Annotated in this window: 27 protein-coding genes; 14 read left to right on the top strand and 13 right to left on the bottom strand. The window is 41.0% G+C overall.

Annotated features, from left to right (window positions below):
- The first annotated feature begins 36 nt into the window (after positions 1-36).
- The 4 genes from OCV99_RS05715 to OCV99_RS05730 are packed head-to-tail and all read left to right on the top strand — an operon-like array spanning position 37 to position 5,005.
- On the top strand, positions 37-825 hold the full coding sequence (locus OCV99_RS05715; RefSeq protein ID WP_158369025.1) for a glycosyltransferase family 2 protein: 789 nt from the start codon (positions 37-39) through the stop codon (positions 823-825).
- On the top strand, positions 822-1,604 hold the full coding sequence (locus tag OCV99_RS05720; protein ID WP_158369027.1) for a glycosyltransferase family 2 protein: 783 nt from the start codon (positions 822-824) through the stop codon (positions 1,602-1,604). The genes OCV99_RS05715 and OCV99_RS05720 overlap by 4 nt, the downstream gene beginning before the upstream one ends.
- The gene (locus tag OCV99_RS05725; protein WP_158369029.1) at positions 1,591-3,765 is read left to right on the top strand and encodes a glycosyltransferase; all 2,175 of its coding nucleotides are present in this window, start codon (positions 1,591-1,593) and stop codon (positions 3,763-3,765) included. The genes OCV99_RS05720 and OCV99_RS05725 overlap by 14 nt, the downstream gene beginning before the upstream one ends.
- Complete coding sequence (locus OCV99_RS05730; protein ID WP_158369031.1) at positions 3,734-5,005, top strand: flippase; 1,272 nt, start codon at positions 3,734-3,736, stop codon at positions 5,003-5,005. The genes OCV99_RS05725 and OCV99_RS05730 overlap by 32 nt, the downstream gene beginning before the upstream one ends.
- A gap of 62 nt (positions 5,006-5,067) precedes the next feature.
- Here OCV99_RS05730 and OCV99_RS05735 read toward each other — a convergent pair whose 3' ends face one another.
- The gene (locus OCV99_RS05735; protein ID WP_158369033.1) at positions 5,068-5,397 is read right to left on the bottom strand and encodes a recombinase family protein; all 330 of its coding nucleotides are present in this window, start codon (positions 5,395-5,397) and stop codon (positions 5,068-5,070) included.
- Between the two features lie 106 nt (positions 5,398-5,503).
- Between OCV99_RS05735 and glf the strand changes: the two genes are divergently transcribed.
- Positions 5,504-6,634, top strand: coding sequence for a UDP-galactopyranose mutase (gene glf / locus OCV99_RS05740; protein WP_158369035.1), 1,131 nt, complete (start codon positions 5,504-5,506; stop codon positions 6,632-6,634).
- A 123-nt stretch (positions 6,635-6,757) separates the two neighbouring features.
- Here glf and OCV99_RS05745 read toward each other — a convergent pair whose 3' ends face one another.
- The 5 genes from OCV99_RS05745 to OCV99_RS05765 form a co-directional block, all read right to left on the bottom strand.
- Positions 6,758-7,159 carry a hypothetical protein gene (locus OCV99_RS05745; protein ID WP_158369037.1) on the bottom strand — a complete coding sequence of 134 codons (402 nt, stop codon included), beginning with the start codon at positions 7,157-7,159 and terminating at the stop codon, positions 6,758-6,760.
- Positions 7,160-7,365: 206 nt separating this feature from the next.
- Positions 7,366-8,286, bottom strand: a complete 921-nt coding sequence (locus OCV99_RS05750) for a hypothetical protein (protein WP_158369039.1) — start codon at positions 8,284-8,286, stop codon at positions 7,366-7,368.
- A 12-nt stretch (positions 8,287-8,298) separates the two neighbouring features.
- Positions 8,299-8,922 carry a response regulator transcription factor gene (locus OCV99_RS05755; RefSeq protein ID WP_158369041.1) on the bottom strand — a complete coding sequence of 208 codons (624 nt, stop codon included), beginning with the start codon at positions 8,920-8,922 and terminating at the stop codon, positions 8,299-8,301.
- Entirely contained in the window at positions 8,919-9,950 is a 1,032-nt protein-coding gene (locus OCV99_RS05760) for a sensor histidine kinase (RefSeq protein WP_158369043.1), read from the bottom strand. The genes OCV99_RS05755 and OCV99_RS05760 overlap by 4 nt, the downstream gene beginning before the upstream one ends.
- Positions 9,947-11,587: a hypothetical protein gene (locus OCV99_RS05765; RefSeq protein ID WP_158369045.1), complete on the bottom strand. Its 1,641-nt coding sequence runs from the start codon at positions 11,585-11,587 to the stop codon at positions 9,947-9,949. The genes OCV99_RS05760 and OCV99_RS05765 overlap by 4 nt, the downstream gene beginning before the upstream one ends.
- Before the next feature lie 91 nt (positions 11,588-11,678).
- Here OCV99_RS05765 and OCV99_RS05770 point away from each other — a divergent pair, with 91 nt between their 5' ends.
- The gene (locus tag OCV99_RS05770; protein WP_158369047.1) at positions 11,679-12,080 is read left to right on the top strand and encodes a hypothetical protein; all 402 of its coding nucleotides are present in this window, start codon (positions 11,679-11,681) and stop codon (positions 12,078-12,080) included.
- 46 nt (positions 12,081-12,126) lie between these two features.
- Here the strand turns inward: OCV99_RS05770 and OCV99_RS05775 are convergent, their stop codons facing one another.
- Positions 12,127-12,819: a hypothetical protein gene (locus OCV99_RS05775; RefSeq protein ID WP_158369049.1), complete on the bottom strand. Its 693-nt coding sequence runs from the start codon at positions 12,817-12,819 to the stop codon at positions 12,127-12,129.
- Positions 12,820-13,363: 544 nt separating this feature from the next.
- Positions 13,364-14,077 carry a hypothetical protein gene (locus OCV99_RS05780; protein ID WP_158369053.1) on the bottom strand — a complete coding sequence of 238 codons (714 nt, stop codon included), beginning with the start codon at positions 14,075-14,077 and terminating at the stop codon, positions 13,364-13,366.
- A gap of 141 nt (positions 14,078-14,218) precedes the next feature.
- Here OCV99_RS05780 and OCV99_RS05785 point away from each other — a divergent pair, with 141 nt between their 5' ends.
- Entirely contained in the window at positions 14,219-14,590 is a 372-nt protein-coding gene (locus OCV99_RS05785; RefSeq protein ID WP_158369055.1) for a hypothetical protein, read from the top strand.
- 33 nt (positions 14,591-14,623) lie between these two features.
- Here the strand turns inward: OCV99_RS05785 and OCV99_RS05790 are convergent, their stop codons facing one another.
- Positions 14,624-15,382, bottom strand: a complete 759-nt coding sequence (locus tag OCV99_RS05790; RefSeq protein ID WP_158369057.1) for a hypothetical protein — start codon at positions 15,380-15,382, stop codon at positions 14,624-14,626.
- A 196-nt stretch (positions 15,383-15,578) separates the two neighbouring features.
- Between OCV99_RS05790 and OCV99_RS05795 the strand changes: the two genes are divergently transcribed.
- Complete coding sequence (locus OCV99_RS05795) at positions 15,579-16,625, top strand: hypothetical protein (protein ID WP_158369059.1); 1,047 nt, start codon at positions 15,579-15,581, stop codon at positions 16,623-16,625.
- Here the strand turns inward: OCV99_RS05795 and OCV99_RS05800 are convergent.
- From OCV99_RS05800 to OCV99_RS05810, 3 genes are all read right to left on the bottom strand, one after another.
- Complete coding sequence (locus OCV99_RS05800) at positions 16,569-16,820, bottom strand: hypothetical protein (RefSeq protein ID WP_158369061.1); 252 nt, start codon at positions 16,818-16,820, stop codon at positions 16,569-16,571. The two genes, OCV99_RS05795 and OCV99_RS05800, sit on opposite strands and share 57 nt — an antisense overlap.
- Positions 16,821-16,900: 80 nt before the next feature.
- A complete protein-coding gene (locus tag OCV99_RS05805) occupies positions 16,901-17,110 on the bottom strand; it encodes a helix-turn-helix domain-containing protein (protein WP_158369063.1) in 210 nt (69 codons plus the stop codon).
- A 187-nt stretch (positions 17,111-17,297) separates the two neighbouring features.
- Positions 17,298-18,353: a DNA adenine methylase gene (locus OCV99_RS05810; protein ID WP_158369065.1), complete on the bottom strand. Its 1,056-nt coding sequence runs from the start codon at positions 18,351-18,353 to the stop codon at positions 17,298-17,300.
- A gap of 118 nt (positions 18,354-18,471) precedes the next feature.
- Between OCV99_RS05810 and OCV99_RS05815 the strand changes: the two genes are divergently transcribed.
- Positions 18,472-19,203 carry a hypothetical protein gene (locus tag OCV99_RS05815; protein ID WP_158369067.1) on the top strand — a complete coding sequence of 244 codons (732 nt, stop codon included), beginning with the start codon at positions 18,472-18,474 and terminating at the stop codon, positions 19,201-19,203.
- 314 nt (positions 19,204-19,517) lie between these two features.
- On the opposite strand, the gene OCV99_RS05820 is transcribed toward OCV99_RS05815, so the two are convergent.
- Positions 19,518-20,567, bottom strand: a complete 1,050-nt coding sequence (locus tag OCV99_RS05820; protein WP_158369069.1) for a hypothetical protein — start codon at positions 20,565-20,567, stop codon at positions 19,518-19,520.
- Between the two features lie 365 nt (positions 20,568-20,932).
- On the opposite strand from OCV99_RS05820, the gene OCV99_RS05825 reads away from it, so the two are divergent.
- The 5 genes from OCV99_RS05825 (at position 20,933) to OCV99_RS05845 (ending at position 25,239) form a co-directional block, all read left to right on the top strand.
- A complete protein-coding gene (locus tag OCV99_RS05825; protein WP_158369071.1) occupies positions 20,933-21,304 on the top strand; it encodes a hypothetical protein in 372 nt (123 codons plus the stop codon).
- A 3-nt stretch (positions 21,305-21,307) separates the two neighbouring features.
- Entirely contained in the window at positions 21,308-22,804 is a 1,497-nt protein-coding gene (locus tag OCV99_RS05830; protein ID WP_158369073.1) for a ThiF family adenylyltransferase, read from the top strand.
- Positions 22,792-24,234 (top strand): AAA family ATPase, encoded by a 1,443-nt coding sequence (locus OCV99_RS05835; RefSeq protein WP_158369075.1) that lies wholly within the window; start codon positions 22,792-22,794, stop codon positions 24,232-24,234. Before OCV99_RS05830 ends, OCV99_RS05835 begins: the two co-directional genes overlap by 13 nt.
- A gap of 240 nt (positions 24,235-24,474) precedes the next feature.
- Complete coding sequence (locus OCV99_RS05840; RefSeq protein WP_158369077.1) at positions 24,475-25,038, top strand: MT-A70 family methyltransferase; 564 nt, start codon at positions 24,475-24,477, stop codon at positions 25,036-25,038.
- 6 nt (positions 25,039-25,044) lie between these two features.
- Positions 25,045-25,239 carry a hypothetical protein gene (locus tag OCV99_RS05845; RefSeq protein WP_158369079.1) on the top strand — a complete coding sequence of 65 codons (195 nt, stop codon included), beginning with the start codon at positions 25,045-25,047 and terminating at the stop codon, positions 25,237-25,239.
- Positions 25,240-25,251 lie beyond the last annotated feature (12 nt).

Here is a 25,251-nt window from a genome sequence, read left to right on the forward strand (position 1 = left end):
ATTCTAGCACAATTATCTTTGATATATAATATAGGCATGAATACTACGATTGACGAGCCTCTAGTTAGCGTCATTGTTCCTGCTCACTTTAGTAGCGAAACTATCACAGAAACCCTAGATTCGATAATTGCCCAAGAGTATGATAATTATGAAATCATTGTCGTGAGCGATCACGTTGATATTTCTACGCAAAAAATTTTGGAGAAATATAAAAATAATTGCAACAAATTAAAAATTGTAACTCTTGGTTCTAAATGTGGGGCAGGATATGCGCGGTATATCGGAATTAAAAAGTCTAAAGGTGAATATATAGCCTTTTTAGATTCGGATGATCTCTGGAAAAAAGATAAATTATATAGACAAGTAAAGTTTATGCGAGATAACAATGTTTCGTTTTCCTATTCTGATTATGAGTTAATTAATGAAGACGGAAGCGAAACGGGCAAGATAAGGGTTGCGCCTAGAAAAGTCAGTTATATGCGAATGTTGCGTGGCGACTCTATTGGATGCTTAACGGTAATGGTCGAAAGTAGATTCCTAAAGAGAATACCAGTTGTTTTGCTGCAAAAAAGAAATGACTACGCATTATGGTGTTCGGCGTTAAAAGAGATAAGATTAGCAAAAAAGGTTCCTGGGATACTTGCATCTTACAGAAAAAGTAACCATGGCCTCTCATCTGGAAGCAAATTTTCTTTAATTAAGTACCATTATAAATTGCACCGTAGGCATAATGGTTTTTCGCCAGTTGTGTCCTTTCTTCTGGTAGTTTCTAATGTGTTCGTATATTTGGGAAATATAACAATAAGAACAAGGAAAAGTGCATGAGGTTAGAATTATTAATATCTACTATGAATGCCGACCCGCGTTCATTAGTAAACAAAATGAATGTAAGTTCTGACGCGATAATTATTAACCAAACAGACCACACTAGTTTTGAATCTTTTAGTTTTAAGGGGCACAATATAAGGGTATGGAGTTTTGCGGAAAAAGGCATTGGCATTAGTCGCAACAACGCGCTGATGCGTTCAAATGCAGATGTAGTTCTATTCGCTGATGATGACGCGATATTAGTAGATGATTATGAGCAAAAAATTATTGAAGAGTTCGATAGAAAACCCGAGAGTGACTTTATAATTGTGAACTATGATGTAAAATATACGAATGGCCGCAAAGGCGCAATTAACGCAACGAAACGGAAAAGAGTCCATTGGTGGAATAGTCAAAGGTATGGAACTTGCCGCTTTGCTATTAGAAGAGATAAGGTAATTAAAAAAAATATATTCTTTTCATTATTGTATGGAGCAAGTAAGTATTCTCATGGTGAGGATAGTATCTTTATTATGGATTGCTTAAAAAACCAGCTAAAGGTATATACATCTAATATCAACGTGGGTGTTCTGGATTGCAGCAACTCAAGTTGGTTTAACTCATATGATGAGAAATATTTTTTCGATACAGGAGCCCTCATGTATGCCATAAACCCATTCTTCTATAAACTATTTATTCTAGTTACTTTTTTTAGGCATCGCAAGGTTTATTGCGATAATATTTCGTTTTGGGATTCCGTCTTAATAGCATTCAAAGGAGCTAATGATGCGAAATAGTTTTTTTGCTAAATTTAATATCGCGCATGCTTTAATAATTTTAATTTTTGTTGCTTTTTTGAGTTGCATTTCTACTAATAGTTTTTTCTCATCTACTTTATGGAAAGTTATACATGCTGGGACTTATTTAGTTATTCTAATCACGCTCGCATGTACTTTTGCTCGTAATGAAAAACAATTTATATTGAGTAATATTAAGAAGATACTATTGATTGCTTGCGCACTCATTGTGTTTTTTGCCTTTCTGTCTACGAGATTAGATCTTTTCTCTTCCGTCTTTATTAAAAATGCAATTATTCCACTTTTATTCATCGTTATTTTTATGGGTCTTGGGAAGCATGAAGCTTTGTCTCCTAAAAATGTTCGTTTGGTACTAAAAGTCATTGTATTGCTTGGCATTATATCGTGTATATACAACATAGTTATCAATTGGTCTGAGATGTTGAAGATATTTACCATTACGAATTCTTATCAGGTAAGATTCCAATCATTTTTTGATAATAGAAATAAATTTGGTTCTTTCATGTTTACCTCCATTTTTGCACAGATCATGCTTTTTTATTTAGATAAAGAAAAGAATAAGAGAAAACTCTTTAGATTCTTGGCCTGTCTTATTCTGTTTATACTAAATCTTTTATTGACTTTATCGCGAGGAGCAATCTTAGTGAGTGCACTATTTGCATTCCTGACTTTTTTTGTGCTTTCTTATAGTAGTAAACGGATACGAAAGAAATTTGCAGTCGTATTAGTTCTTCTTTTAGTATTCGCAGCAAGTATATTTATTATTCCGTGGTCAAGAGATTATATACTAGGAAATATTCTGAGGTTAGATAGTTTTAGTACTCATAGAGACGACATTTATGGATACGGTTTAAAATATTTCATAAATAATAATTGGATCATTGGAAGTGGACCCGAAAAGGCTCTAGAGGATTATGAAAATACATATAGTTATTCGGGATTTCATAATTCGTATTTAAGCGTTTTAATAATGTTTGGAATTGTGGGAATAGTCAGTTACGCTATTTTTCTTATTTACTCTTTTGTTAATATTAGGAAATTATCAGTATACGACAATATAATTAGCTCAATATTTCTAGCCTATCTGTCATCTTTAGTGGTCTATGGATTATTTGAGACCAAATTACCGTTTAGCTATTACTACTCGATGAGCTATTCTGTTTGTGCGTTCATTTTGCCTTTATATGTCTTGAATTGGTATAAGGATTTTATCCCAGTAAAAAAACTTCCTTTGGTTTCTGTTATTATTCCAACATACAATAGGCCACATACAATAGAGCGCGCTATTAGGAGTGTATATTCACAGAGCTACGGTAATATAGAAATAATCGTAGTCGATGATAATGCGAAGAATCTCAATGCCCGAAAGAAGACATCAGAGATTATGAAAAAATATCCAAGAGTGAAGTATATCAAAAATCAAAAAAATGTTGGTGGTGCGGAAAGCAGAAATATTGGAATACGTACAGCAAAAGGTAAGTATGTTGCTTTTCTTGATGACGATGATGAGTTTTTGCCTTCTAAGATAAGTAGGCAGGTCGCTCTTATGGAACAAATGAGAAAAAATAAAAACATAGCTTTAGTTTATTGCTATCTTCGACCTATATCAGTCAGCAATAGAAAGAGATTTGTTAAAAAAACTAGAAATAGAAAAAACACATTATATGGCCATATTATGCATTTTACTGCACCAACATCTACCTGGCTGTGCGACAGAAAGATGCTATTAAGAATTGGACTATTTGACGATATTAAAAGTCAGCAAGATTTAATGCTCATGCTGAAAGTACTAGGAAATGGTTATTCTATAGTTGCCGTTCCCGAAGCATTAACGAGATTTTACCTGCATTTGCCCGGAAATGGTATAACGAAAAACGACGATCGTTTTATTGAGCAAATTAAAAGTTATCAGGATGAGTGTAGAAAATATTATAAAAGCTTTTCTAAAAATCAGATTAAACGAATAGAACACAATTTCCTGAATAGAGAATGTAACTGTTATATTAGTAGAGGAGACATGAAAAAAGCTAAGACTATATTAGGCAAGATGTTCAGAATGCGTCTATTTGGCGTCGCAAATTATAAAAACACTATAAAAATAATTTTATATGCTGCAAAAAGTTCGTTCTCTTGTTCATAAGAAAAGTTTTCGCAATAGCTTATGGATTATTAGCGAAAGGATTTTTCAAGCCTTAGTAAGCTTTATTCTAACGATCCTTACCTCAAGGTATCTAGGACCGGCTAATTTTGGAATGCTTGATTATGGCGCAACTATAGTAAGTTTTTTTGCAGTTATTACGAAACTTGGTATTGATAATATACTTGTAAATGAGTTGCTAAAACATCGCAATATCGAAGGGGCGATTTTAGGAACCTCCGCTATTTTGCGTTTGGCTTCTTCGTTTTTATCGATACTCCTTATAATTATTTTAGTTTTAGTATTAGAGAATGATTCTCCTCTCATTATCGTAACTACAGTACTTCAAGCATTTTCTTTAATTTTTCAGGCACTAGCCGTACCAGAATCATGGTTCCAATCTAGGCTGGAATCAAAATACGTTTCTATCGCTAAAGCGATTTCTTATTCTATCGTTTCTTCATATAAAGCTTTTTTACTCATAACTAATAAAGATGTTACTTGGTTTGCTGTATCGAATGTAATTGATTTTGCATTAATCGCAGGCGTGGAACTTGTTTTATATAAGAAAAAAAATGGCCCGAGGCTTAGTTTTGATAAAAAATGGGCTAAAAGGATAATTGATCAAAGTCGACACTTTATTATATCTGGATTGCTTGTATTAATATATACGCAAATCGATAAGATCATGATAGGGAGTATGCTTGGTAGCAGGAGCCTTGGATTGTATTCGGCCGCATTAAAATTATGTACTATATGGTCATTTGTTCCTGAAGCAATAATAAGTTCAGCTAAGACAATTATTTTTTCTCTTAAGCAGTCTAAAAATAATTATCTCATTAGGCTAAAACAAACATATTTTATCGTGTTTTGGGGCTGCTCATTCGTTGCCGCCATTATAACGCTCTGCGGACCATTACTTATAAATGTAGTTTTTGGAGAAGATTATTCAGATGCAGTGACAACCTTGCAGATATTAGTATGGTTTATGCCGCTTTCGCAACTTGGAGCGGCTAGAAACATATGGTTAATTTCAGAGAATCTAAGCAGATATGCAAAGAGGTTTGCTGCGTATGGTGTCGTTGTAAACATTGGAATGAACGCAATACTGATTCCAATTATGGGTATCAATGGGGCAGCATTAGCGACAGTAATTACCGAAGTCATTACATGTTTTATTGCTCCGTTATTCTATAAAGAAACCAGGAAAGGCGCCAGCTTAATCTGTAGTTCTTTATGTTGATTTTAAAGTAAGGCACTTGCTTTTTATTATGACATTAACATAAGTAATGGTATATCGGGCTTCTAATATCTGCGCTTCTCGCCTTTATTGACGACTCTTTTCTTAGTACGAAAATCCTGCGAATAGGTTTTCTGAAGCAGCATATCGCCGGTATACTTTTCGTTATGGAGAATCCGAAAGATACTTCCTTCGCGCCATTCCCCCGTACCGCGAACGGTTGGTATACTCATCTCATTGAGTTTTTTAGAAATGGCAAGTCTCCCCATACCGGACGAATAATCGTCAAAAATCATGCGGACAATCTCTGCTTCTTCAGGAATTATCGTAAGCTGGCCATCCTTCAGATAGTATCCAAGCATACGACCCGCATTCGGCCTTCCTTCCGCGAACATTTTTTGAATTCGCCATTTTTGGTTTTCACTAGCAGAGCGAGCCTCCTCTTCTGCACATACATTGCAAGGAGAGTAAGCGTTTGATTAATAAGACTAAGATATACTTATGAAAGTAGAGGATTATAAATACATCGTAGCGGGGGCGGGAATTTTTGGCGCAATCATTGCAGAGCGCCTAGCAAGCAAGGGTAATCATGTGCTCGTTGTCGAAAAACGCGACCACATTGCCGGCAATATCTATAGCTATACCGATGAGAAAACAGGTATTGAGGTGCACAAATATGGCTCGCATATCTTCCATACCGAACTCGACGAGGTTTGGGATTATATTACAAAGTTCACGGAGTTTAACGACTATACTCATACCGTGAATACGCGCTATAATGGCGAGCTATACCCGATGCCAATTAATCTCGATACGATAAATAAGCTCTACGGGACGAATATGGATGCTGAAGAAGCGGAGAAATTTGTCGCCGAGGAAGCTGCTAAGACTGGCATTACGGATCCAAAAAACTTCGAAGAAAAAGGCCTCTCGCTAGTCGGCGAAAAGCTCTATACTGCATTTCTAAAAGGCTACACCGAGAAACAGTGGAATACTAGCGCCACTAATCTTTCCGCTGAGATTTTGAAGCGCATTCCAGTTCGCTTCTCACACGATAATCGCTACTTTATTACCGCTAAGCATCAGGGCATTCCAAAAGAGGGCTATACTAAGATGGTTGCAAATATTCTCGATAACGATCTAATTGAGGTCTGCACAAATACTTCCTTCCAAGATATTGAGTCGGAGATTTCTGCCGATGCAAAGATTATCTACTGCGGCCAAATTGATCAATTCATGAACTATGAGCTCGGCGTCTTGCCGTGGCGTAGTCTACGCTTTGAGGAAGTTCGCACCGAAGAAACGCTCGGCGAAGCCGTAATCAATGAAGCTGATCCAGCTGTGCCTTATACGCGCTCTCATGACTACAAATATTATCAGATTCATCAATCAGAAGTCGTCAACCAAAAAGCTTGCTATATCTGTCGCGAATATCCAGCCGACTTTGAAAAAGGTGGCGAGGTCTACTATCCAGTCAATAACGACGAGAGCGAGGCGCTCTACCAAAAATACGTTGCCGCTGTCAAAGAGAAATATCCAAACATGATTCTCGGTGGACGCCTCGGCGCTTACCGTTATTGGGACATGGACATTGCAATTAAGAATGCATTAGAATTGGCTGAGAAGCTGTAGAATACCAAGACATCACACGCACAAAATAGCGTCTTACTTCTTCGTTGATACTTAAAGCTAGAGTAGTGAGATGCATCTATACGAAACAAAAAGACCGCCGAATTCAGCTCGACGGTCTAAAAATTATCTTGCATTTATTACATTCACGAAGGCTAAATAGCAAGCAAAATCTCCGATAGCTTTGCGGTTATTCGGATCATCTTCTTCGTAGCCAAGTTCGTCGCGCCATGCGGCGGTTCTGCCTTGTTGTTTTAAATATCGCGCCAGCATATTAAAATGTATTATTACGGAGTTGTGGCAAGAAGTCCTGCCGGAGTCTTGCTCGTTTTTCTCCTCGCGGCTAAGCAGTAGCCAATTTGCCCGGATTGCAGCATAGCGAGTTATAACCTTCATTAACTCATCATATAACTCCAGCGCTTCCACATCTGCGCCAATCTCGGCAAGCATTTCCGTATGAATCATTTGCATTTTTTCAAATGTAATAGCTTTTGGCTGTTTCAAATATTCCTCATAAGTACAAACCATAATAACCCCGCCTTTCCTTTTTTAAAAGTATAGCTTACGGCATATTTTGCAGGAAGTCCAGTGGATTTTAATTTAATATTTCGGCAAAATCAGCCGCTTTTCTACTACCTCGGCCACCAACTGCAAGGTGTTCTGAGCCTGTCTTATGTAGGCTGCAGAGCCACGCATCGTCCGTTACGCGGTCGCACACAGAAACGAAAAACTCCCTAGAATACGCTATTTCGCGTATCTGTCTTTCCTATTATTGGCAAGCGTGTTGATACGCGAATGGAAGGAGTTCCCCCCCCGTTAATCCCGGCGATGCTTTTGGCGATAAAAGCTTCTGTTTCCGCGACTGTCAGCTCCATGAATTTTTTCAAGCCGACTTTTGGTTGGTCATATCTATCGTAAAGGTTAGAATCGCTACGACTATCCGAATGAAGCAAAAGCGGAAACAGCATTCCATCCTGGAACAGGGCGAAACTCACTTGACAGTTATAGCCCAGTGAATTGCTGGTATCAAATAACAGATATACGAACTTCTGCTCCCCATGGAGGGCGCCCTTAATAATATCCATAGCTTCCCGCATTTTGTCCTTACAGGCTTTAACCGCTTTTTCACGCCTCTTATTTGTGCGAATCGTGCCGATTAATCCTTCTTTTCTCAGATACTTGGTCTCAATTTCAACATTATAGTATGTACAATGAACGCTCCCATCTGCCCAATAGAATTTACCAAGATGATGTCTTATGTAATTTTTTACAGTACAGTGCACCCCGTAGCCGTAATCGGGCTTCTTTGTGTTGGATATTGGTAAGCCATCTGCATCAAACACGGTTAGCTCGTCAAAAGAGTACAAATCAAGAGGCTTCCTGTCCGTACCGTCCACAAAGGAGTTCCACTTATCTTCGTGAACCAGTTTTGCTGCTTCACAAAACAGTGCCTGCTTTTGCGGATTTAATTCAACAGGAAGCGTATCCTGATAGTAATCATCTCCTGTATCCTCATTTGATAGAAGCCGAAGGTATTTTGTGTTAAGTTCCACTTCTCTATGGTGCTTTTTCTCTTGTTCGGCATTTCTTGCAGTCGCTACTTCTGCGTTTACTTTTGCGGACTCTTGTTCATAAAGTGCTGTTAATCTGCTCATTCTGTGTCCTCCTTAATACTTCGGTAGAATCAACCGCTTTTCTACCACCTCGGCCACCAGCTGCAAGGTGTTCTGGTAGCCTGTTTTCTGTAAAATGTTCTTGATGTGATACTTGACTGTATTTGGCGTAATATCCAGATCTGCTGCGATTTCTTCGTATTTCCTGCCTTGTGCCAGCTCTCGGATGATATCAAATTCCCGACTGGTAAACTCAGCGCTGTTGCTGTACCCGATACGAATTATCGGTGTATCCTCGGGGTAAACATATTCGCCGTTCATCACCCGGTCGCAAACCTCCATCAAGGCAGTGCTGCCATATTCCTTATACCAAAAGCCGTTACAACCACACGCTTTCGCTTTCTGAATAAAGGAATGCTCCGGCATGGAAGTCATAATGACAATCTTGATTTTAGGATTGTACTGCTTGATCTTTGCCGCAGCTTTCAAGCCGGATTCTTCGTCGGCAGTACAGACATCCATCAGGATCAGATCGACACGCCCGCGCAGACAGGCAATTTCTGCATTCGCCGCGTTTTCTATGGAGGCATACAGGACATATTTTCCGGATTTGGCAATCTGGCTCTCGATGGCGTCCCGGGTAATCCTGGAATCTTCTACTACTAAAACTTGTATCATTTCCGTCCTCCTTTCTGGACTTCGTCAAAATCAAAGGGAATATCCACAAGCAGGGAAACACTGTTGTCGCAGAGTACCTTCAGGGTAGCTCCTTCCTGCTCCAGCCGCTGACGCAATGCGCTGAGGCCATTACCCTCGGTAATACTTGAAACAGATACGCCGCCGTTGTCGGATATCTCTATATGATACCTTTGCTTGTCTTGTTTTATCTTTACCGTCAGTTCCGTAGCATCCGTATGGCGTACCGCATTGGTGAGTGCCTCTCGAACGGCGGCATATAGTAATTGCAATGCCTTGCGGCTTTTGGGCTGTTCTCCAAGGAAGGTAACCTTACAGCCAATCAGCTCCGCAACCTGCATCAGTTCAGACTGCAGAGAGGAATCGGGCACCGTCCATACTGTAGAGATATTGGAAAAATCATGAATGGAGCTGTTCCAATTTTCCCTCAGTACATCAGCGTTCTCAGCCAGACGGTCTTCCGTAATCGCCTTAGTGGTGGCCAGCAAACAATGCCCCAGCTCATCATGGATATGCATTTTCGCGGCAAGAATCTCTTTATTCAAATTGACTTCAACGATACTGTCCAGCAAGGCTTTCTGACGCTTTTGCATATCCTGCAGCCGAATGGTGTTCTCGTACAGTTCTTCGCTGAGTCGGTAGAGTTCTGTAATTTCCGCCGCCTCGATCTGAACGGTATTGGAATCAAGAAATCTCAGTTCAAAACGCCAGACCGAGCTGTCGGAGAAGCGGAAGAACAACTGTTGGTGGGTGCTTCCATTTTCATTGTCCGGATCTTTCGGTAACCAGGACTGATTCAGTTTTTCCGCCTTGCCGTTATTGGCAAAGTTTGCGAGTTCCTCCCATGCCACCTTTGCATTCAAAATCGTGTGTCCGGTCAGTTCAAGCATCAGCTGATTCATTTTCTCATTAACAAGAATGACCCGCCCGTCCAGCGCAGAGAAACAGATGCCGCCGGGATAAGAGTCAATTGCCTTTTTGATCATTTTGGCTGATGTTTTCTTTTTCATGACTGCATCACCTCTCCCTCCTGCAAGAGCAAAAGCCGATAGCCTGCCGGAATTTTCTCTGTCTGAAGGCTATATCCGCCTTCTAAAGAACGGGAAACAAACTCGTGATCTGTACCGGTAATCTCAAAGCAAACCGTATCGCTGATTTGGATTGCCACAGAAGTCAGACGAAAATCTGCCTCCTCTAAAATCTCTTCCAAAGTTTTCGTGATGAGAAGAATCAGCTCTGGTCCTAAATTCGATATGGGACAAAAATCCAGGCTTGTTCGGATGCCGATATTCTTCATACATTTGGCCATGTCCTGTAAGCTGATGGCTAAATCACTTATCGGAATCATCTGTTGTTCCTGGTAAGTGAGCTGTAAGTTGCAGAACCGCTTGATGTAGGTACCGATGAGGCAAATGCAGTTCCAGTCATCCGTCGAAAGGGATTCATTTGATAAAAGCGCTGTTAACAGAACAAGCTGCCCGGCCACCTCCGAGGATAAGCTGTCGTAAATATCATTGCGTGCCTGAATACTTGTCTCATCCGATTGAATTCGAATTTCCTGTGCCAGCAGATCTTGTTCTTCTTCCAATTCCGCATTCAGTCTCTGAAGCTCTCGTAAAGCCTGATTGATCTGCGAGAGATCGGTTTGCCAGACCATATACCCGCCCGGGATTTGGTGCAGGTTCATGGTAATATCTTCCGTAGCAGAAAAATGCTGATTTTGCTTTAAAGCTTCCAGCATAGCAGGCGTGATATCCGCCGCGTTTTCCGATACTGCAATCCGCTCACCGGTCGGTGAAAGAATCTGCATCGCCACTGTAGAACGCCGGAATACTTCACTGTACTGCGTGTTGACGGGAATCAGCCCCGTCAAAATATAGAGCTGCCAACAAAGCACGATGATGAAAATCAATCCCGCCGAATATTCCACAAGCTCAAACCGCACCACGTAGGCCGTCGCAGCATAAGGAATACTGAACAGAAAGAGTAAAATCGGCTCGTAGAAGGGAACCAGCTTTCGGTAAAACGGATCTGACTTTGCCGTGCCGTTACGTTGATAAATCACATACACCTGATACGCAATGATACTAAGCGCCCATATGTGAATCATATATGTGCCGATGTATGGATGGAAATACAAATTTGGCTGGGGTTCCTCCGGCACAATGTAATAGAAAAAGTGATGCAAATCGTTGGTTAGTGCCAGCATGCTCAGAAAATATGCCGGGATTAGGAGCAGATACCACTTTTTGCTGATCTGGTAATCCTCCGGCTTGCCGAGATAGAATGCGCTGTAAAACCCGAACAGTGGTATGAAGACAGCCGCGATATTGATAAAGTATCCGGTAAAGCGCATCCATGGAATATTGACATAGAGGAAAGCATCCTGAACGAAGCGGACCGTTAAAAACAGGATACTGACGATATTTTGTGCAGTCAGGTGGCCGCGCATGGATTTCTGCATGATTTTTGTTGTAATGGTATGTTGCCAGCCAAAGAGGAGTAGCATATAGACCGCCCAGACAAGATATGGCCGCAGAAAATCTTCCGACCAATACCGTATGCTAAGCTGCCGGTATGCAGAAACAGTAAACAACAGCACTGCCGCTGCAAAAAGCCGAATGACGGATTTCTTACGCTCACTCATAGATAGCCATAGCCCCCTTTGCAAAAAGATGATTCTAGCTGATTGGTGCAGTTAGAACATGATAAGGATATTATAGCATGTATTGTCAGAGTTGCCCCACACAAAAGGGTGGGAATTTAGGATTTTTGCGTATCAGCGCTTTATCGAGGATCGGCGCCTCCTCGAAAATATGGGTCTAGTCGAAAAATCATCCGTCACTGCATTCCTCGAGGACTACTACGAAAAACATCCACTAGATAATTCATTCGAAGGAATCTTAGCTCGAAAAACTGGCCTAACGAAAGAGAATGTAATTGCAACAATTGATACGATTAATTATCTAACCTTTATCGCAAATTATAATCCAGATGGATATTATCCCCTAAATTACCAAGCTCCAGAGGAAGAGAAGTTACAGATTGAAAATAATAACTATATCGATAGCGAAAGCTATATTTCTAATAAACCATTCTATCTTCTCGACACGAAAAGGCGCTACGATATAACGGCATAAAAAAATACGGAGACCTCGTTGAGGCCTCCGATATTTTTTCTAGGTTCTACTGGTAAATTCGCAAATTACCACGTACCGCATTCGGAAAAACATCGCCCAGATATGACTCTTTAATATCATCTTGACACTGCTCTAAGAAATAAGCTGAAGCAATAATGATATCAATTGGCGTTCTTGACGCATCCGCATCATCAGTTGCAAAACTATCCTGCTGGCATCGAACAATAACAGTAATAGCATTGCCTTCTTTATAGATATTTAATTTATTAAAATATCCAAGCTCAATAAAATCCTCACTATTCTTATTCATAGGAGAAGTCACGAAGGCCGTAAAACGATCCTCGTCTACGTAGCGGAAAAAGCCTGACGACCTTGATGGAACAGCCATACTATCATCTCTCTCGTATCCGAGATCCTCAAACATCTCTGTCCTGTGCCAGACATCGCCATCAATGTAGTCCCAGATATTCGTCTCGCAAAGAAGCTCGACTCCGTCGACCTCATAGACATAATACCCGTCTCTCATCTCAGGCTTACGATTGTTCGCCTCGTCTTCGCTTGCGCCGATTCCGTCCGGCTCAGTCTCAACCTCGCCATTAGAACCATTGTCAACCGTAGTACCGTTTGGGCTTTCAGAACCGGTTGCTCCCGCGTTCTGCTCGCCTTGCTGCCCGCAGCCCGTAAGAGCCAGGGCGATCACCATGAGCACTGCTAAAATCCCTAATAAACTTTTCTTCATGTGTCTATACCTCCTATGTAAGTCAGTAAACGTTCAAATTTCAGAATTTACGCCATATCTGCATTATGCGGCATCGATTCTCATCTAATATTATATTTGCAGAGCAAAGCTTTGTCCCCACACAAAAGGGTAGGAATTTAGGATTTTTTGCATATCAGCGTCTCCTCGAGAATATGGGGCTCGTCGAGAAATCCTCCGTTACAGCTTATCTAGAAGAATACTATGAGAAACACCCATTAGATAATTCTTATGAAGGTGTACTCGCTCGCCGCTCCGGCTTAACAAAAGAAAATGTAATTGCGCTACTAAACTACGCTGAAGATTTAGTATTTCTAGCAAACTATAATTCGGCGAACTATAATCCGTTACATACTAATGAACTATCTATAAGAAATACTAAGCATGTGAAAATTAGCAACAAAAAGGTTAGCGATAATTTCACAATAGCAACGATTCAAAGCGCATTTGACAAAAGCTATCGTCAACGAAATTACGCTGTTTAAGAAAAATATGCCGCACTATCAAGTGCGGCATATTGCCAGAATTAAGGAACGCATACGCTACCAGTTCCCGTCTCGAATGCAGGATTGACATTATTTCGATAGTAATCTAGAAGATATGCATAAGCGACAATTTGCTCAAAAGAAACATACGTATCGCTCTTACCTATTAGATACGGATCGCTGGAAACCGAACACGCAGAGACTGTAAGGCTGGAAAACTTTACGCTTTCATTATTTGACTCATAGCAAGTTACGCCTTGATCGTACAGTCTAGACTCGCCACTAGATAAGTCATACTCATCGCCAGTTCGTGTTCCGCCAATAAGCGTATAGCTACCGTCATTGCGCGTAAATTTAGCAGCGCCATAACCAGCTGGCATAGCCTCCCAACCAAGATCAGCCAACATTTGCTTGTAATCTACGTGGTCATACGGCGTATCGTCTGTAATATAATCCCAGACATTTATGCAAGTCTTAACTTCGGTCTGAACATTGTCAACGGTAATTGTATAGATATAATTACCGTCAGTATCCTGCACGGGTTTTCGATTGTCCACCTGACCAACGTCAGGCCCCTCTGGCTCAGCCGTAACCTCGCCTTCGTTCTTGCCGCCATCGACGGCGGTAGTGCCGTTTTGGCTTTCAGAACCGGTTGCTCCCGCGTTCTGCTCGCCACTTTGTTGCCCGCAGCCCGTAAGAGCCAGGGCGAACACCATGAGCACTGCTAAAATCCCTAATAATTTTTTCTTCTGCATATGGTTGTCTCCTCCTGTACTTAAGCTGATAAATATCCGCATTTCAGAATTTCTGCCATATCGGCAATGCGTGACGTTTGTTCTTGTTCAATATTATATTTGCAGAACAGGACTTTGTCCCCACACAAAAGGGTAGGTGTAGTGTTTTTTCCTAAATATCAGCGCTTTACCGAAGATCAGCGTCTTCTTGAGAATATGGGCCTAGTCGAAAAATCATCTGTCACTGCTTATCTAGAAGAGTATTATGAAAAGCACCCGCTAGATAACTCATATGAGGGCATCCTCGCTCGTCGCTCCGGTTTAACTAAAGAACAGGTCGTAGCCTATCTAGATAAGCTAGATTATCTTGCAAAGGTCGTCGATTACGACCCGGCCAATAAAGCTCCAATACTCAAACAAGAGGCACAGAAGCTATATCGATTCCATGTAAACTCAGAAGATAACGCCGAATATATACTTGGCGTAAATAACTATTATATCGAAGATCGTAAGATTAAAAACTTCGCAGTGTAGAAAAATACCCAGCCAAATTGGCTGGGTATTTAATTATTCGGGAATTAGGGGCATATTATTCCCAGATAGCGCTCTCCAAGATTCAAAATCGCTCTCCATAATTTCTTCATCGGTGCGTCCAAGGTGCAATTGTTCCATCATGTATGCCGAGAAACAAATCTGCTCTAGGCTAATCTGATATGTAGTTTTCGACGATAAACAATAGATCATTTCATCGTACTTATTGCAAAGAACCGATCCAGTTAAGTCAATGGCCGTCTTTTCGTATGGAGTCTTATGATTCGATCCGAGATCTAGCGCAAAATCCAAGCGAGACTGATTTGGGTCAACTCTTGCTCCCATATGGTAAGTCGCCGCGAAGTCTGAGGGGTAAAGTCCGATTGACTCAGCCATATCTTCAAAACGCCAGACATAGTAAGTGCCACGGAGCCCCTCTTTTGCATCGACAAAATCCCAGACGTTAGTTTTGCATAGAAGCTCCTTGTCGCCAACCTTATAATGGTAATAACCGTCGCTGTCTTTTTCGACAGTCTTAATATAGGCTGCATCACGATCCTGATACCAGTGCATGAGCTCGATGACATCACTTCCATCCGGTTTCTCGCCAATGTCTACCGTAGGTTCTTCATCTACGACAGATTCTTTTTTGGGTTCGCTCACACTCGTACCATTTCCGTCTCCGGAACCGGTTGCTCCCGCGTTCTGCTCGCCTTGCTGCCCGCAGCCCGTAAGAGCCAGGGCGATAACCATGAGCATTGCTGTCACTATCCCTAAAATTCTTTTCTTCTTCATGATATCATCCCTCCTATACGCATATTATATTTGCATAGTAGGCCTTTGTCCCCACACAAACGGGTAGTGTACGGAATGTTTTCAAATTATTTTCTGAAAACTACCTGATTGTGTGGGGTGCTTTTTTGTGGCTTCGAGTATAATAAGCGTAATCTCATGTTGAGACGTTATACTTGGCAATTAGGAGGAAAACAAAATGAGAAAAATCGCGTTATTACTTGTTTTATGTATGCTGTTTGGTCTTTGCGCCTGTTCCAGTCAACCGGAGGATTTAAATGAACCCTCAAACCCACAGGAAGCAGAAACCTCACAGGAAACAGAAGGCAGTGAAGAATTTGATCCGGATTTCATGCTGGATATGCAGACATTGGAACTGATCATGCCGGATGGAGAGGAGAACCGGATCCATCAGATCGACGTAGCAGATTCAACCAATTTCTATTTACGGGAAGAAAACGGAGAAGAATCGTTATATGAATGCCATGTGAGCAGTGAGACTTTTTACATGATTGATAATTCGACCGGTACATATTTTGAAGGGACCTATTCTGTTTCTGAAAACACCATAACAGTTTCTGTAACGGATTACGACTATGGTGTGCAGCCGGTGGATATAGCATGGCAGGAAAAGACGTACACCATTACAGATGGAGATGGGTATGTTATCCAAACAAATTTGAAAATCAGTCCATGGATTAAACAGAGCAATGCCGAATTACTGGATGGTGCCTGGAATGAAATCTCCAACGAAGAATTTCCAAGTCTAAGCAGAATGGGAATCAGTGAAGGACATCTATCAAAAACCTATGGATTGGATGTAAACTGGTCAGAAATCGTTTATGCAGTAGGAACCCTTGAAGCATTCAATATGACGGATGGATTTGATATTACCAGTTCTAATTCGCATGATACATTTTTTATTCTTGGTGGGGCAAGACCGGAAATGATGATGTACGTAGCGTATGGCAATCAAGGAGAATTGTTTTACAATGTCAATAATACGGGAACTGCTGTTTTTTCAAAAAGCAGTTTGCTTGGCATTGGAGCCTCAATGGAAACAAATCATTGGGGGCCGGTTCCATTTGTGATTGCTTATGCACTAGAAAAGACACCTAACTATCCCGACGGCAATCCTGCTCCCAAAGATTGCGTTTTTGCATTTGGCGGAACTGGAGGACGATTTGTTTCATTCGACCAAAAAGTTATTAGTGAAGATGAGTTTCATCTGGATATTACATGGTAACACGAGATAAAATAACTGCTTATAATAATTCAGCCGGAGCTTCAATAGAGGCTCTGGCTGAATTATGTTTGCGTTTAATTCGCTTTCGATTTCTCCGAGGGCAATAAGCACCTCATCATCATCTTTATGTTCTTCACGGATGGTTTCAAGGAATGCCCGCAAGCGCTGACGTTTCTCTTGCGATAAGTTAGCCATCGTTCTCATCCTCCTTATTTTTGCGCAATCTATTTATTAAATCTTAATATGTAATTTATTTTATTGATAATGTGTTTTTATTACATATTATTATCTATAAACTCCATAATTTCATCTATTGTAACATTGAGTGCTTTACATATTCGCCCTAAAACGTCGGTTGTAACATTATCGCCATGCGTGAGTTTATTCATCGTATAATGACTCACTCCAGCCATTTCTTCGAGATCTTTCTTCTTCAGATCTCGATCAATAAGAAGTTTCCATAGCTTTTTATAGCTTACATTCATAGTCTCAACCTCGCTTACATTTATCAGTAAGTTGCTACAGCTTATTATATCACATAAAGTCCGAAATTTCAAATAAATGTTAGCGTTCAAAAACATAATAGCACGCTATTAAAGCACAATGCGAAGTTGAACAATTAAGAAATATCTAATACCCAGCAAGCCATTAATCGCTAAAAATGATGGTGGGCTAGTTTTGCTCATCACAAATTACATAATGTAGATATTCGACAGTACTATTAGCTGAATATTCCCTCATACCATCTGCTTTAAAACGATGATAATCTTTAGTGACATAGCCATATTTACCGCGCTTTGACATTATTGCTCTAATTTCATCAATAGGCAGCAAGCCCTCATTATTGTAGCTAAGAAAAATGTATTTTGCCTTTGCGTGCGTAATGAGGTCGTCAAATACATCTTTAACTTTCGCACGAGCACAATATTTCGATTTCTGACTGCTATATTCACGCAATCCGGTCTTTCCATGAATTTCTGGTGTATCATAACGCGCTATTGTTTCAAGCAAATGATAATTAGTAGCATATTGTCTTTGATTATAGGGAGGATCGAGATATAGAACATCCACAGGATTATTAGCGGCAACTACATTAGCGTCATCATTAAAAACTATACTACTAGCTTTCCCAGGCAATAGCTCAACAGGCACGAGTTTCATTCTTTTAGTAGCGCTCTCTTTCAAATTTTTCAAAAACGCTCCATAAACACTTGCTGTATTCGCAACCTTGTCTATGCTTTCTAATAGTGTGCATAATAAATAATAGTATTCATCTTCGGTTATTTTATTATTCTTCATCCAAGATTCAATCTTTGTACGTATTGCATCGCAAAGCTTTCCATTTTCATCCGAATAATATAAACGCTCTCCTGAACCACCTAAACAGTAATTATTATATATGAAACCGGGTTCGCCTTCTAAGCCAGATAAATAATCGCATATAGTAATAATTGGATTATCCGATATCATAATTCCTGGGACATCTAAATCGGTCAGAGAAGAGAACATAAGAGGATGATTATTTCCAATATAATGCCTGTTCAGTACATAACTATAATATTGCAAATCGTTGGCGATTATTTTTTTCCCTTTTTTCTTGAAGTAGCGGCCAACGATTCCTGTTCCCGCAAATAAATCACAGACGCTTGAATACGTTCCATTTGTTACATCGTCGACAGTATCTCCGATAAAGTTTAGTAGAGATAGCTTGCTTCCGATGTAATTCATGTCTAGATTTTAGCATGTATTCGCTGGAATAGTCTAAAATCAGTTTATATTCCGATATGATTTATCTAAAACGCTCACGATTTCATAATCATTCAAGCTTTGATACAATTATGTAATCGTGAACAATGAACAAATCGGTATATCTGCTGAAATTGCAATTGCCGACTTTTTCAATGTTCCAATTTCAAGCGATTATAGACTGAGAGGAATTCCATGTGTGGCGGACACATTCTCCGAAATAATTAAAACAGTATTTTACGACAATAATATTCCGAAACCTGTTAAGCATGTTGCCGAACACCAAAGTGATGTTGATTTCTTGCTCGACTATGGCAAAACGTTATCAGTTAAAACAAACAAGCAAGGATTAGGTAAAGCTGCCCCTCAAAAAGTTGGTCAGGCAAGTTCGAAAACTTGGTTCTCACTAATGGCATCGAAATTGAACATTACTAAGATTCCAAGTACATACCAAGAAAAAGTTGTAATCTTTAAAGAGCTGGTCTATTCAAGAATTGACGAATTGCTTAAAATCTACTGGGAAAATATGTTTGAATGTGATTATTTTATCCAGTTTTACAATGTGGTTGATGCAAATGATAATCTTACATTAAGTCCAAAGGCGATTATCATGAAAAAGCACAAAAGCCCGTATTGGGACAGAAGTAAAATACGGTTTACAAAATCGTCAATTGCTGAATGGAATGAAAGTAATACTGTAAAATATGGGCATCAAGGAATCTCCATTGGTGAATTCCAAGTACATAATAATAGAGATAACTTTAAATTTCGTTTTAATATGGCGGGCATCGAAAGAATCCTTAAAAGCGGAGAACTGCACATCGATAACTAGTAAAGAAGCTGTTACTTCTTCTGAAATACTGAATGTACATATGCAAAGTAAAGTCACTACATAATATGGCTTTGCCTCTGCGAAAAATCTAGTTAAATGACAATTATTTCCTTGTTTGGAAATATAAAATGATTTTCAATGAACAGAGTGCTATCTTAGCCTTAAATGGTGAGACTGACTATGAAAATATAATGGGTATAACCACAAAGTTATCGAAGACTTTGCATGTTACCTAATGCTTGTAAAAAGTATAAATACGCGATTGATTTAGAAAAAGTAATCCGCCAAGACATTAAAAGTCTTGGCAGATTTTTTTATTCTTGTTGTGGAGTCCATTTATAATCTTTCAGAACTTCAGCATTTTCGCAAATCATTCTTCCTTGCTCGTCGACTCTCATTGAATATCGAATTGGTTCTCCACTGGATGTGTCCACGTATTGTGCCTCGATAACGGAAGGCGGAAATATAATATAAGGTGCTGGAGGTACACGAAACTTTGCGAATAGACTATTATACCCCTCCTGAGAAGCCATTGGTGGAATTCTATTGGACTCAATTCCAATAGCAAATATTTGTAATAATGAAGCGTAATGCATGAACTCATCTGAAAAAATGTCTTGTAGTGGTGCTATCGCAGCCATAAGTTCCACAAAATCGTCATCCGTATATTTCGTATGATTTACCGTATCTAACGCAAGTTTATCACCGACACGTGTTTTCTGCTTTTCGAGTTCGGTAAACATGTCATAAACAAGCGCTTTTAGAAATTCCGATTCTTGTTTATCTCTTTTGAGTTCTTTAATCACAAAGGCAACCCTTGGCGATAAATTTGGCGTACCTCTAATAAGTGTATCTCTTAATATTGCAAACTTCAGTGCAGTGGCTAGGAATAAACATAGACCTTCCACTTTCCCTTTTCCAATTGATATTTCTGAACTTCTTGCCAAACACTCTAAAGTTGTAGACACTTCCTCCGGGATAAATACATCGGTTTGAATAATATTCCATATTGCCATAGAAAGGTCAAAGTACTCATGAGGCGATATCACTTCGGGTATTATTTTTATGAATCGCTCTACTGCAATACCTACTGCACCATCTTTTTTAAATGCAGCTACTACGGCTTTTGGTACTGGACGCTCACCTTTTCTGAATTTTGATAGTGCCGTCTTATCAATTGCCTCATTGAATACGAGATGCTTCTCTTTTTCGTCCTTTGTCATAGCTGCTGGCAAGAGAATATATCTGTCTATGTTTTCGCGAGTAGGTTTAACTTTTCCTCCATATTCTAATTCAGTGTCGATATCTCCACTACAAAATTTCACAAATTCATTTTCAAATGCCACATAGTTTAATTCTTGCATCTCTAAGGCTCCTTTCATGTCAACTCAAACGTCAACTCTACGTCAACCTCACTGTCAGCTACATTTAGATTTGCCTGCAATATAATAGCCTCAAGAAAAGCGAGAGGCATCAAATGCGAGATTTAACCACTCTCCAGATTCTTATATTATACAATACTTCTCGCTTTTCTTCAATCCATTACAAGGAGGTGAAATTATATGAAGAAGGTGACTCTTCTTCCTGCGGGCATCTTTAATGGTGGTCGTGAGGGTCAGGAATTACCGAGTGGCGTTTTCTGCTGATCTCGGACAAACCAAGTGCAGGCGGAGCCTCAGCCGATGAGGCTCCTGCCTCTCTTCATCAAAACGATTGGAGGCGATATTAAATGGAGCGTGACTATATCCGCTTAAACTACTGGACGTCAGACCGCTCCTTAGTTGTGGACTATGTATTCTGGGATCTTGGCGAACGTGGATGGCGAATATATATTATTTCGCACATAGATTACCAAGGCCGTGATTGTTCCTCTCATGCGGCGCATTGGCTTCAGGATAACGACAGTTCGTATCCTTACATCTGTTGGAATGGCAACATTGCAACACTGGAACAGGCCAAAAGTGTCGCTTCGCTTTGGGCGGAATGTACCACTGAGTATATTCGCAGCTACAAGAGCTTCGATAATATTGCCAGCCAGCTAAAAGATCAATTTAGCTGGGAAGATGATTATTATTATCAATACACAAATTTACGGAGGTAAAAAATGACAAACAAAAAAGAACCTAAAACCTACATTATCACCGAGGAAGTTCTCTCTCGAATCCGCGAGACTGTCGGATCTCAAATCCCAGAGACCGGAGGTATCCTTGGCAGCTCCGACGGAAAACATGTTGACCACTTTTACTTTGATGTAACTGCCAGCGTGACCGGAGCCACTTATGAACCTGACTGCGACAAGCTTAATCTCATCATCCAGAAATGGTACGAGAAGGGCATCGAGTTCGTGGGCTTCAGCCATTCCCACCCTCGAGGAGCCGTTAAGCCGTCCGATCCGGACAATCTTTATACTATAAAGATTATGAAAGCGTTTGAGATGGAGTGGTTTGTATCACTGATCGTGCAAGTGCACAGATCTCTTAAAGGCGAAAAGGCAAAACTCTTTGCCTATGGTTACTACCTTGCAGATCCTTGCTGTTATTTTGAATTTGGACGGATTGACGAGAAAAACCCTAGCTTTGAATTTCCTGCTATCAATCTTGAGGAAGATCAAGACCGCTCTTATCGGGAAATGCTGGCAAAGAAGTATCTGTTTTCTAAAGCCGAACTTAGCGAGCGAAACAGGGAACTCTTTCCGGAAGAGATACTCGCATGTAAAACACTTGCTGTCTTTGGCACAGGTGGCTCTATTGGATTTGTTCTTGACATGGCACGTTCCGGCGTTACGAACTTTATTCTCGTAGATGGGGATAAGTTCGAGCCTCATAACATGAGTAATCAGCGAGTGATCTACGGCGACATCGGAAAAAGCAAGGTTGAAGCGCTAAAGGAACAAATTCTGAACATTAACATGGATGCAGAAGTCAAAACCTTTTGTGACTTCCTCGACGATACCGTGACAGACAATAATTTTGAGGAAATGCTAGGTACTAGGCTTCTCGTCTCTCCAAAAGATATCCTCATCTGCGCATGTACGGACAGCTTTGAAGCTCAGGCCAGACTGGCTGCACTGGCTATGAAATATGGAACGCCCTTCATGGGTCCGCAGATTTATGCTGGAGGGGTCGGTGCGGAAATTGTATTCAGCTATCCCGGCGTAACGCCTAGCTGTCCTCGTTGCGTGTTGAAATCTCGTTACGATGCATATAAGAACGGCTATAAAAATACCGTCACCTCAGAATGTACTCCTATTTCCGCTATCACGCACGCCAATGCGCTGGAAGGACAGATTGCGCTGATGCTTCTGCTATACCACGAGGGTGACAACAGATACGCGACCATGCTGGACAAGGTTTCCAACCGCAACTTGGCACTAATCAAGATGTCTCCGGACGCAGAAAATGTGCTTGGCATTAATCTGTTCCACGATGCTGTGGATGATGCATATTCCTTTTTCGGTGAGGTAGTCTGGATTCCCCAAGTCCCTGTCAGCGAGGCAAATGGTTTTGATGAGGATTGTCCTCTTTGCCACGGCAGTGGTGACTTGACGACCCTTATAGGAAAAATCACAGATACGCGGAGGTGTATGGAATGGAAAGAATAAACTTATCTGTACTTAGCGGAGTATCCCATGAAGGGATGCTCCAGCTCAAAAGCTATGTAGATATGACCGGCTCAGACCCGCAGCATCAGTCCTACGATTATGAGTGCTTGTTTCCTGAAACTTGTAACCCACGAGAAATTTGCCTGAGCTTTATTAAGTTGGCTGATAAATATATCTTTCGAGTAAATCCCCACTTTAGATACGACGGCAGCAATTCCGTTATGGGGATACTCGCAGATACTGGCGCAGTCTCTTTTTCTTCCTGGCAGGACGCCGAACATGCTCTCCGGAACTTATCCGAAGAAGGCATAAAACCTACAACCAGTAATGCCACTCCCGATACTTTGACCAACTGGGATGAAATATCTGTGCCGGAGGCGTCAGAGTCAAAGACACCGAGCTTTGAGCATTTAAAAGAACGTCTGCAAAAGATGGTTATAGGTCAAGATGATTCCACCGAAGCTATCGCCTATGTAGTCGCACAGCACCTTGCCAAGAAGAATCCCACAAAGCCTGTCTCCATCCTGGCATCCGGGCCACCAGGTGTCGGTAAATCTGAAACTGCAAAAGCGCTGGCGAAGATTCTCTCCCAAGACTGCGGGCAGGAATATGCCGTGTCATGGACAGATCTCAATAACTTTACCGAAGCTTTTTCGGTCTACCGTCTGATTGGTGCTCCTGCCGGATATGTCGGTTACGAGGACGAAGCTGTTTTTGAAGTGGTCGAGAGGAATCCCTACACGATATTTATCTTCGATGAGCTGGATAAGGCGCATCCCGAGGTGTTAAAAACCTTTATGGCCATTTTGGACGAAGGCCGTTGCGCATCCCGAAAAGCACTCAGCGATGGTTCAAGGGAGTTCGACTTTAAACATTGCATTTTCTTCTTTACTTCCAATTATGATCTCAGCTCCAGTCAGCCCGCTAAACGTAGGATTGGCTTTACTGTATCGGATGACGTTGAGGATATTCATCTGGAGGAAAATGAAGTAAGTGTTAGCTACCGGGATGAACAGGCATCTTCTATATCAGACGAATCCTTGCCTATGCGTATCTATCGGGAGAATGAGGCGGCACGAAAAGCATTTGTTGGCGTAGGGGTACTTAGAGAGATTGCCTCCAGATTTCAGTGCTTTGTTAATTTTAAGCCCCTTTCCGCCAAGGCAAAAACGCGTATTCTGGCAAAACAGATCATTGAGATGGGCTTCGAGTATTCTCACGCCATCTCCTACGTTTCGCCTGGCATCATGCAAGGCCTTATTGATGCAGCTATGTCTGGAGATAGCCTGACGGTGCGTTCCTTTAAGTCGGTTATTGAAGGTTACTTAGCTCCTGTATTCGCAAGAGCAGAAGTCGTAGAAAACCGAACCTATCGGCTGGAGGGTACTCTGGAAGAACCGCAGATGATTGCTGAAAATCGCGCGAGATAATACCGTAGAACAACATATTTCAAGCACTTGCGCAAATATTACAACATCGTTTTTTATATACCACAAAATGCATTTTCACCTCTGTTAGCGGGTGTCGCATCGTTGCGAAAGTGAAAACAAAATTGACTTTTTGTCAACCTACTTTTGTGGTTTACTCACTGCAAAGGCCGACAAAGCCTGGCACATTAACAAATCGATTGGGCGGTCGCTGTGGCCGCCCGGAAAGGAGAACAAACTATCATGCCTACGAAAAAATATTCCACCATCCTTGCCGATCCGCCTTGGAGTATTAATCAAAAAGGGAAGCGAGGAGCTGTCATGCATTATCAACTCATGTCTTTAGAAGATATTAAAAATATGCCCGTCGCCGATCTAGCGGAAGAAAATGCACATCTATGGCTGTGGATTCCAAACGGATTGCTCCAAGAGGGATTAGACGTCATGAAAGCCTGGGGGTTTACATATCGAGACCCCTTTGTCTGGATTAAGCCTCGTCTCGGGTTAGGAAATTATCTGAGAAATGCAAGTGAGACGATTCTGTTCGGAACACGCGGTAAAGCGCCTGTGAAGTTTAAAGCTCAGCCAAACTGGCTCTTTGCACCACTTCAGGATCATTCCCATAAGCCGGAGGAAATGTACCCCATTATTGAGCGCGTATCTCCCGGCCCGTATTTGGAACTGTTTGCCAGAAGACCACAGCCAAACTGGGATGCATGGGGCAACGAAATTGCATCCGATGTTATGATTCCCGGCTACCCCGTACCGGAATACAGCGATAAAGCAAAAGAACGTGAGGAGGTCTGATCATGTATGAATTCACCAGAAAGCCTTATTGCCAGAATTCTCAAATGGGCATTTGCCCTCTTCATTGCTGCGATTGTACTCCGCTGGACTGTATGTATCATCATGGAAATCTGGTGGGTACTCGTACTCCTCGCCGCCATTGGCATTGGAATTTATGTTGCTTTTCGTGTCTGGAAGAGCCGTCATGGAGGACAATGGTAAGAAAGGAGGGCG

Origin of the sequence: Dorea acetigenes, assembly GCF_025567385.1 — a bacterium.
Taxonomy (GTDB): Bacteria; Bacillota; Clostridia; order Lachnospirales; family Lachnospiraceae; genus Claveliimonas; species Claveliimonas acetigenes.

What these genes read in the sequence shown, in the direction of transcription:
- OCV99_RS05715 (WP_158369025.1), top strand. Translation starts at nt 37, where the DNA reads ATGAATACTACGATTGACGAGCCTCTAGTTAGCGTCATTGTTCCTGCT.
- OCV99_RS05720 (WP_158369027.1), top strand. Translation starts at nt 822, where the DNA reads ATGAGGTTAGAATTATTAATATCTACTATGAATGCCGACCCGCGTTCA.
- OCV99_RS05725 (WP_158369029.1), top strand. Translation starts at nt 1,591, where the DNA reads ATGATGCGAAATAGTTTTTTTGCTAAATTTAATATCGCGCATGCTTTA.
- OCV99_RS05730 (WP_158369031.1), top strand. Translation starts at nt 3,734, where the DNA reads ATGCTGCAAAAAGTTCGTTCTCTTGTTCATAAGAAAAGTTTTCGCAAT.
- OCV99_RS05735 (WP_158369033.1), bottom strand. Translation starts at nt 5,397, where the DNA reads ATGTTCGCGGAAGGAAGGCCGAATGCGGGTCGTATGCTTGGATACTAT.
- glf (WP_158369035.1), top strand. Translation starts at nt 5,504, where the DNA reads ATGAAAGTAGAGGATTATAAATACATCGTAGCGGGGGCGGGAATTTTT.
- OCV99_RS05745 (WP_158369037.1), bottom strand. Translation starts at nt 7,159, where the DNA reads ATGGTTTGTACTTATGAGGAATATTTGAAACAGCCAAAAGCTATTACA.
- OCV99_RS05750 (WP_158369039.1), bottom strand. Translation starts at nt 8,286, where the DNA reads ATGAGCAGATTAACAGCACTTTATGAACAAGAGTCCGCAAAAGTAAAC.
- OCV99_RS05755 (WP_158369041.1), bottom strand. Translation starts at nt 8,922, where the DNA reads ATGATACAAGTTTTAGTAGTAGAAGATTCCAGGATTACCCGGGACGCC.
- OCV99_RS05760 (WP_158369043.1), bottom strand. Translation starts at nt 9,950, where the DNA reads ATGAAAAAGAAAACATCAGCCAAAATGATCAAAAAGGCAATTGACTCT.
- OCV99_RS05765 (WP_158369045.1), bottom strand. Translation starts at nt 11,587, where the DNA reads ATGAGTGAGCGTAAGAAATCCGTCATTCGGCTTTTTGCAGCGGCAGTG.
- OCV99_RS05775 (WP_158369049.1), bottom strand. Translation starts at nt 12,819, where the DNA reads ATGAAGAAAAGTTTATTAGGGATTTTAGCAGTGCTCATGGTGATCGCC.
- OCV99_RS05780 (WP_158369053.1), bottom strand. Translation starts at nt 14,077, where the DNA reads ATGCAGAAGAAAAAATTATTAGGGATTTTAGCAGTGCTCATGGTGTTC.
- OCV99_RS05790 (WP_158369057.1), bottom strand. Translation starts at nt 15,382, where the DNA reads ATGAAGAAGAAAAGAATTTTAGGGATAGTGACAGCAATGCTCATGGTT.
- OCV99_RS05795 (WP_158369059.1), top strand. Translation starts at nt 15,579, where the DNA reads ATGAGAAAAATCGCGTTATTACTTGTTTTATGTATGCTGTTTGGTCTT.
- OCV99_RS05800 (WP_158369061.1), bottom strand. Translation starts at nt 16,820, where the DNA reads ATGGCTAACTTATCGCAAGAGAAACGTCAGCGCTTGCGGGCATTCCTT.
- OCV99_RS05805 (WP_158369063.1), bottom strand. Translation starts at nt 17,110, where the DNA reads ATGAATGTAAGCTATAAAAAGCTATGGAAACTTCTTATTGATCGAGAT.
- OCV99_RS05810 (WP_158369065.1), bottom strand. Translation starts at nt 18,353, where the DNA reads ATGAATTACATCGGAAGCAAGCTATCTCTACTAAACTTTATCGGAGAT.
- OCV99_RS05820 (WP_158369069.1), bottom strand. Translation starts at nt 20,567, where the DNA reads ATGCAAGAATTAAACTATGTGGCATTTGAAAATGAATTTGTGAAATTT.
- OCV99_RS05825 (WP_158369071.1), top strand. Translation starts at nt 20,933, where the DNA reads ATGGAGCGTGACTATATCCGCTTAAACTACTGGACGTCAGACCGCTCC.
- OCV99_RS05830 (WP_158369073.1), top strand. Translation starts at nt 21,308, where the DNA reads ATGACAAACAAAAAAGAACCTAAAACCTACATTATCACCGAGGAAGTT.
- OCV99_RS05835 (WP_158369075.1), top strand. Translation starts at nt 22,792, where the DNA reads ATGGAAAGAATAAACTTATCTGTACTTAGCGGAGTATCCCATGAAGGG.
- OCV99_RS05840 (WP_158369077.1), top strand. Translation starts at nt 24,475, where the DNA reads ATGCCTACGAAAAAATATTCCACCATCCTTGCCGATCCGCCTTGGAGT.
- OCV99_RS05845 (WP_158369079.1), top strand. Translation starts at nt 25,045, where the DNA reads ATGAATTCACCAGAAAGCCTTATTGCCAGAATTCTCAAATGGGCATTT.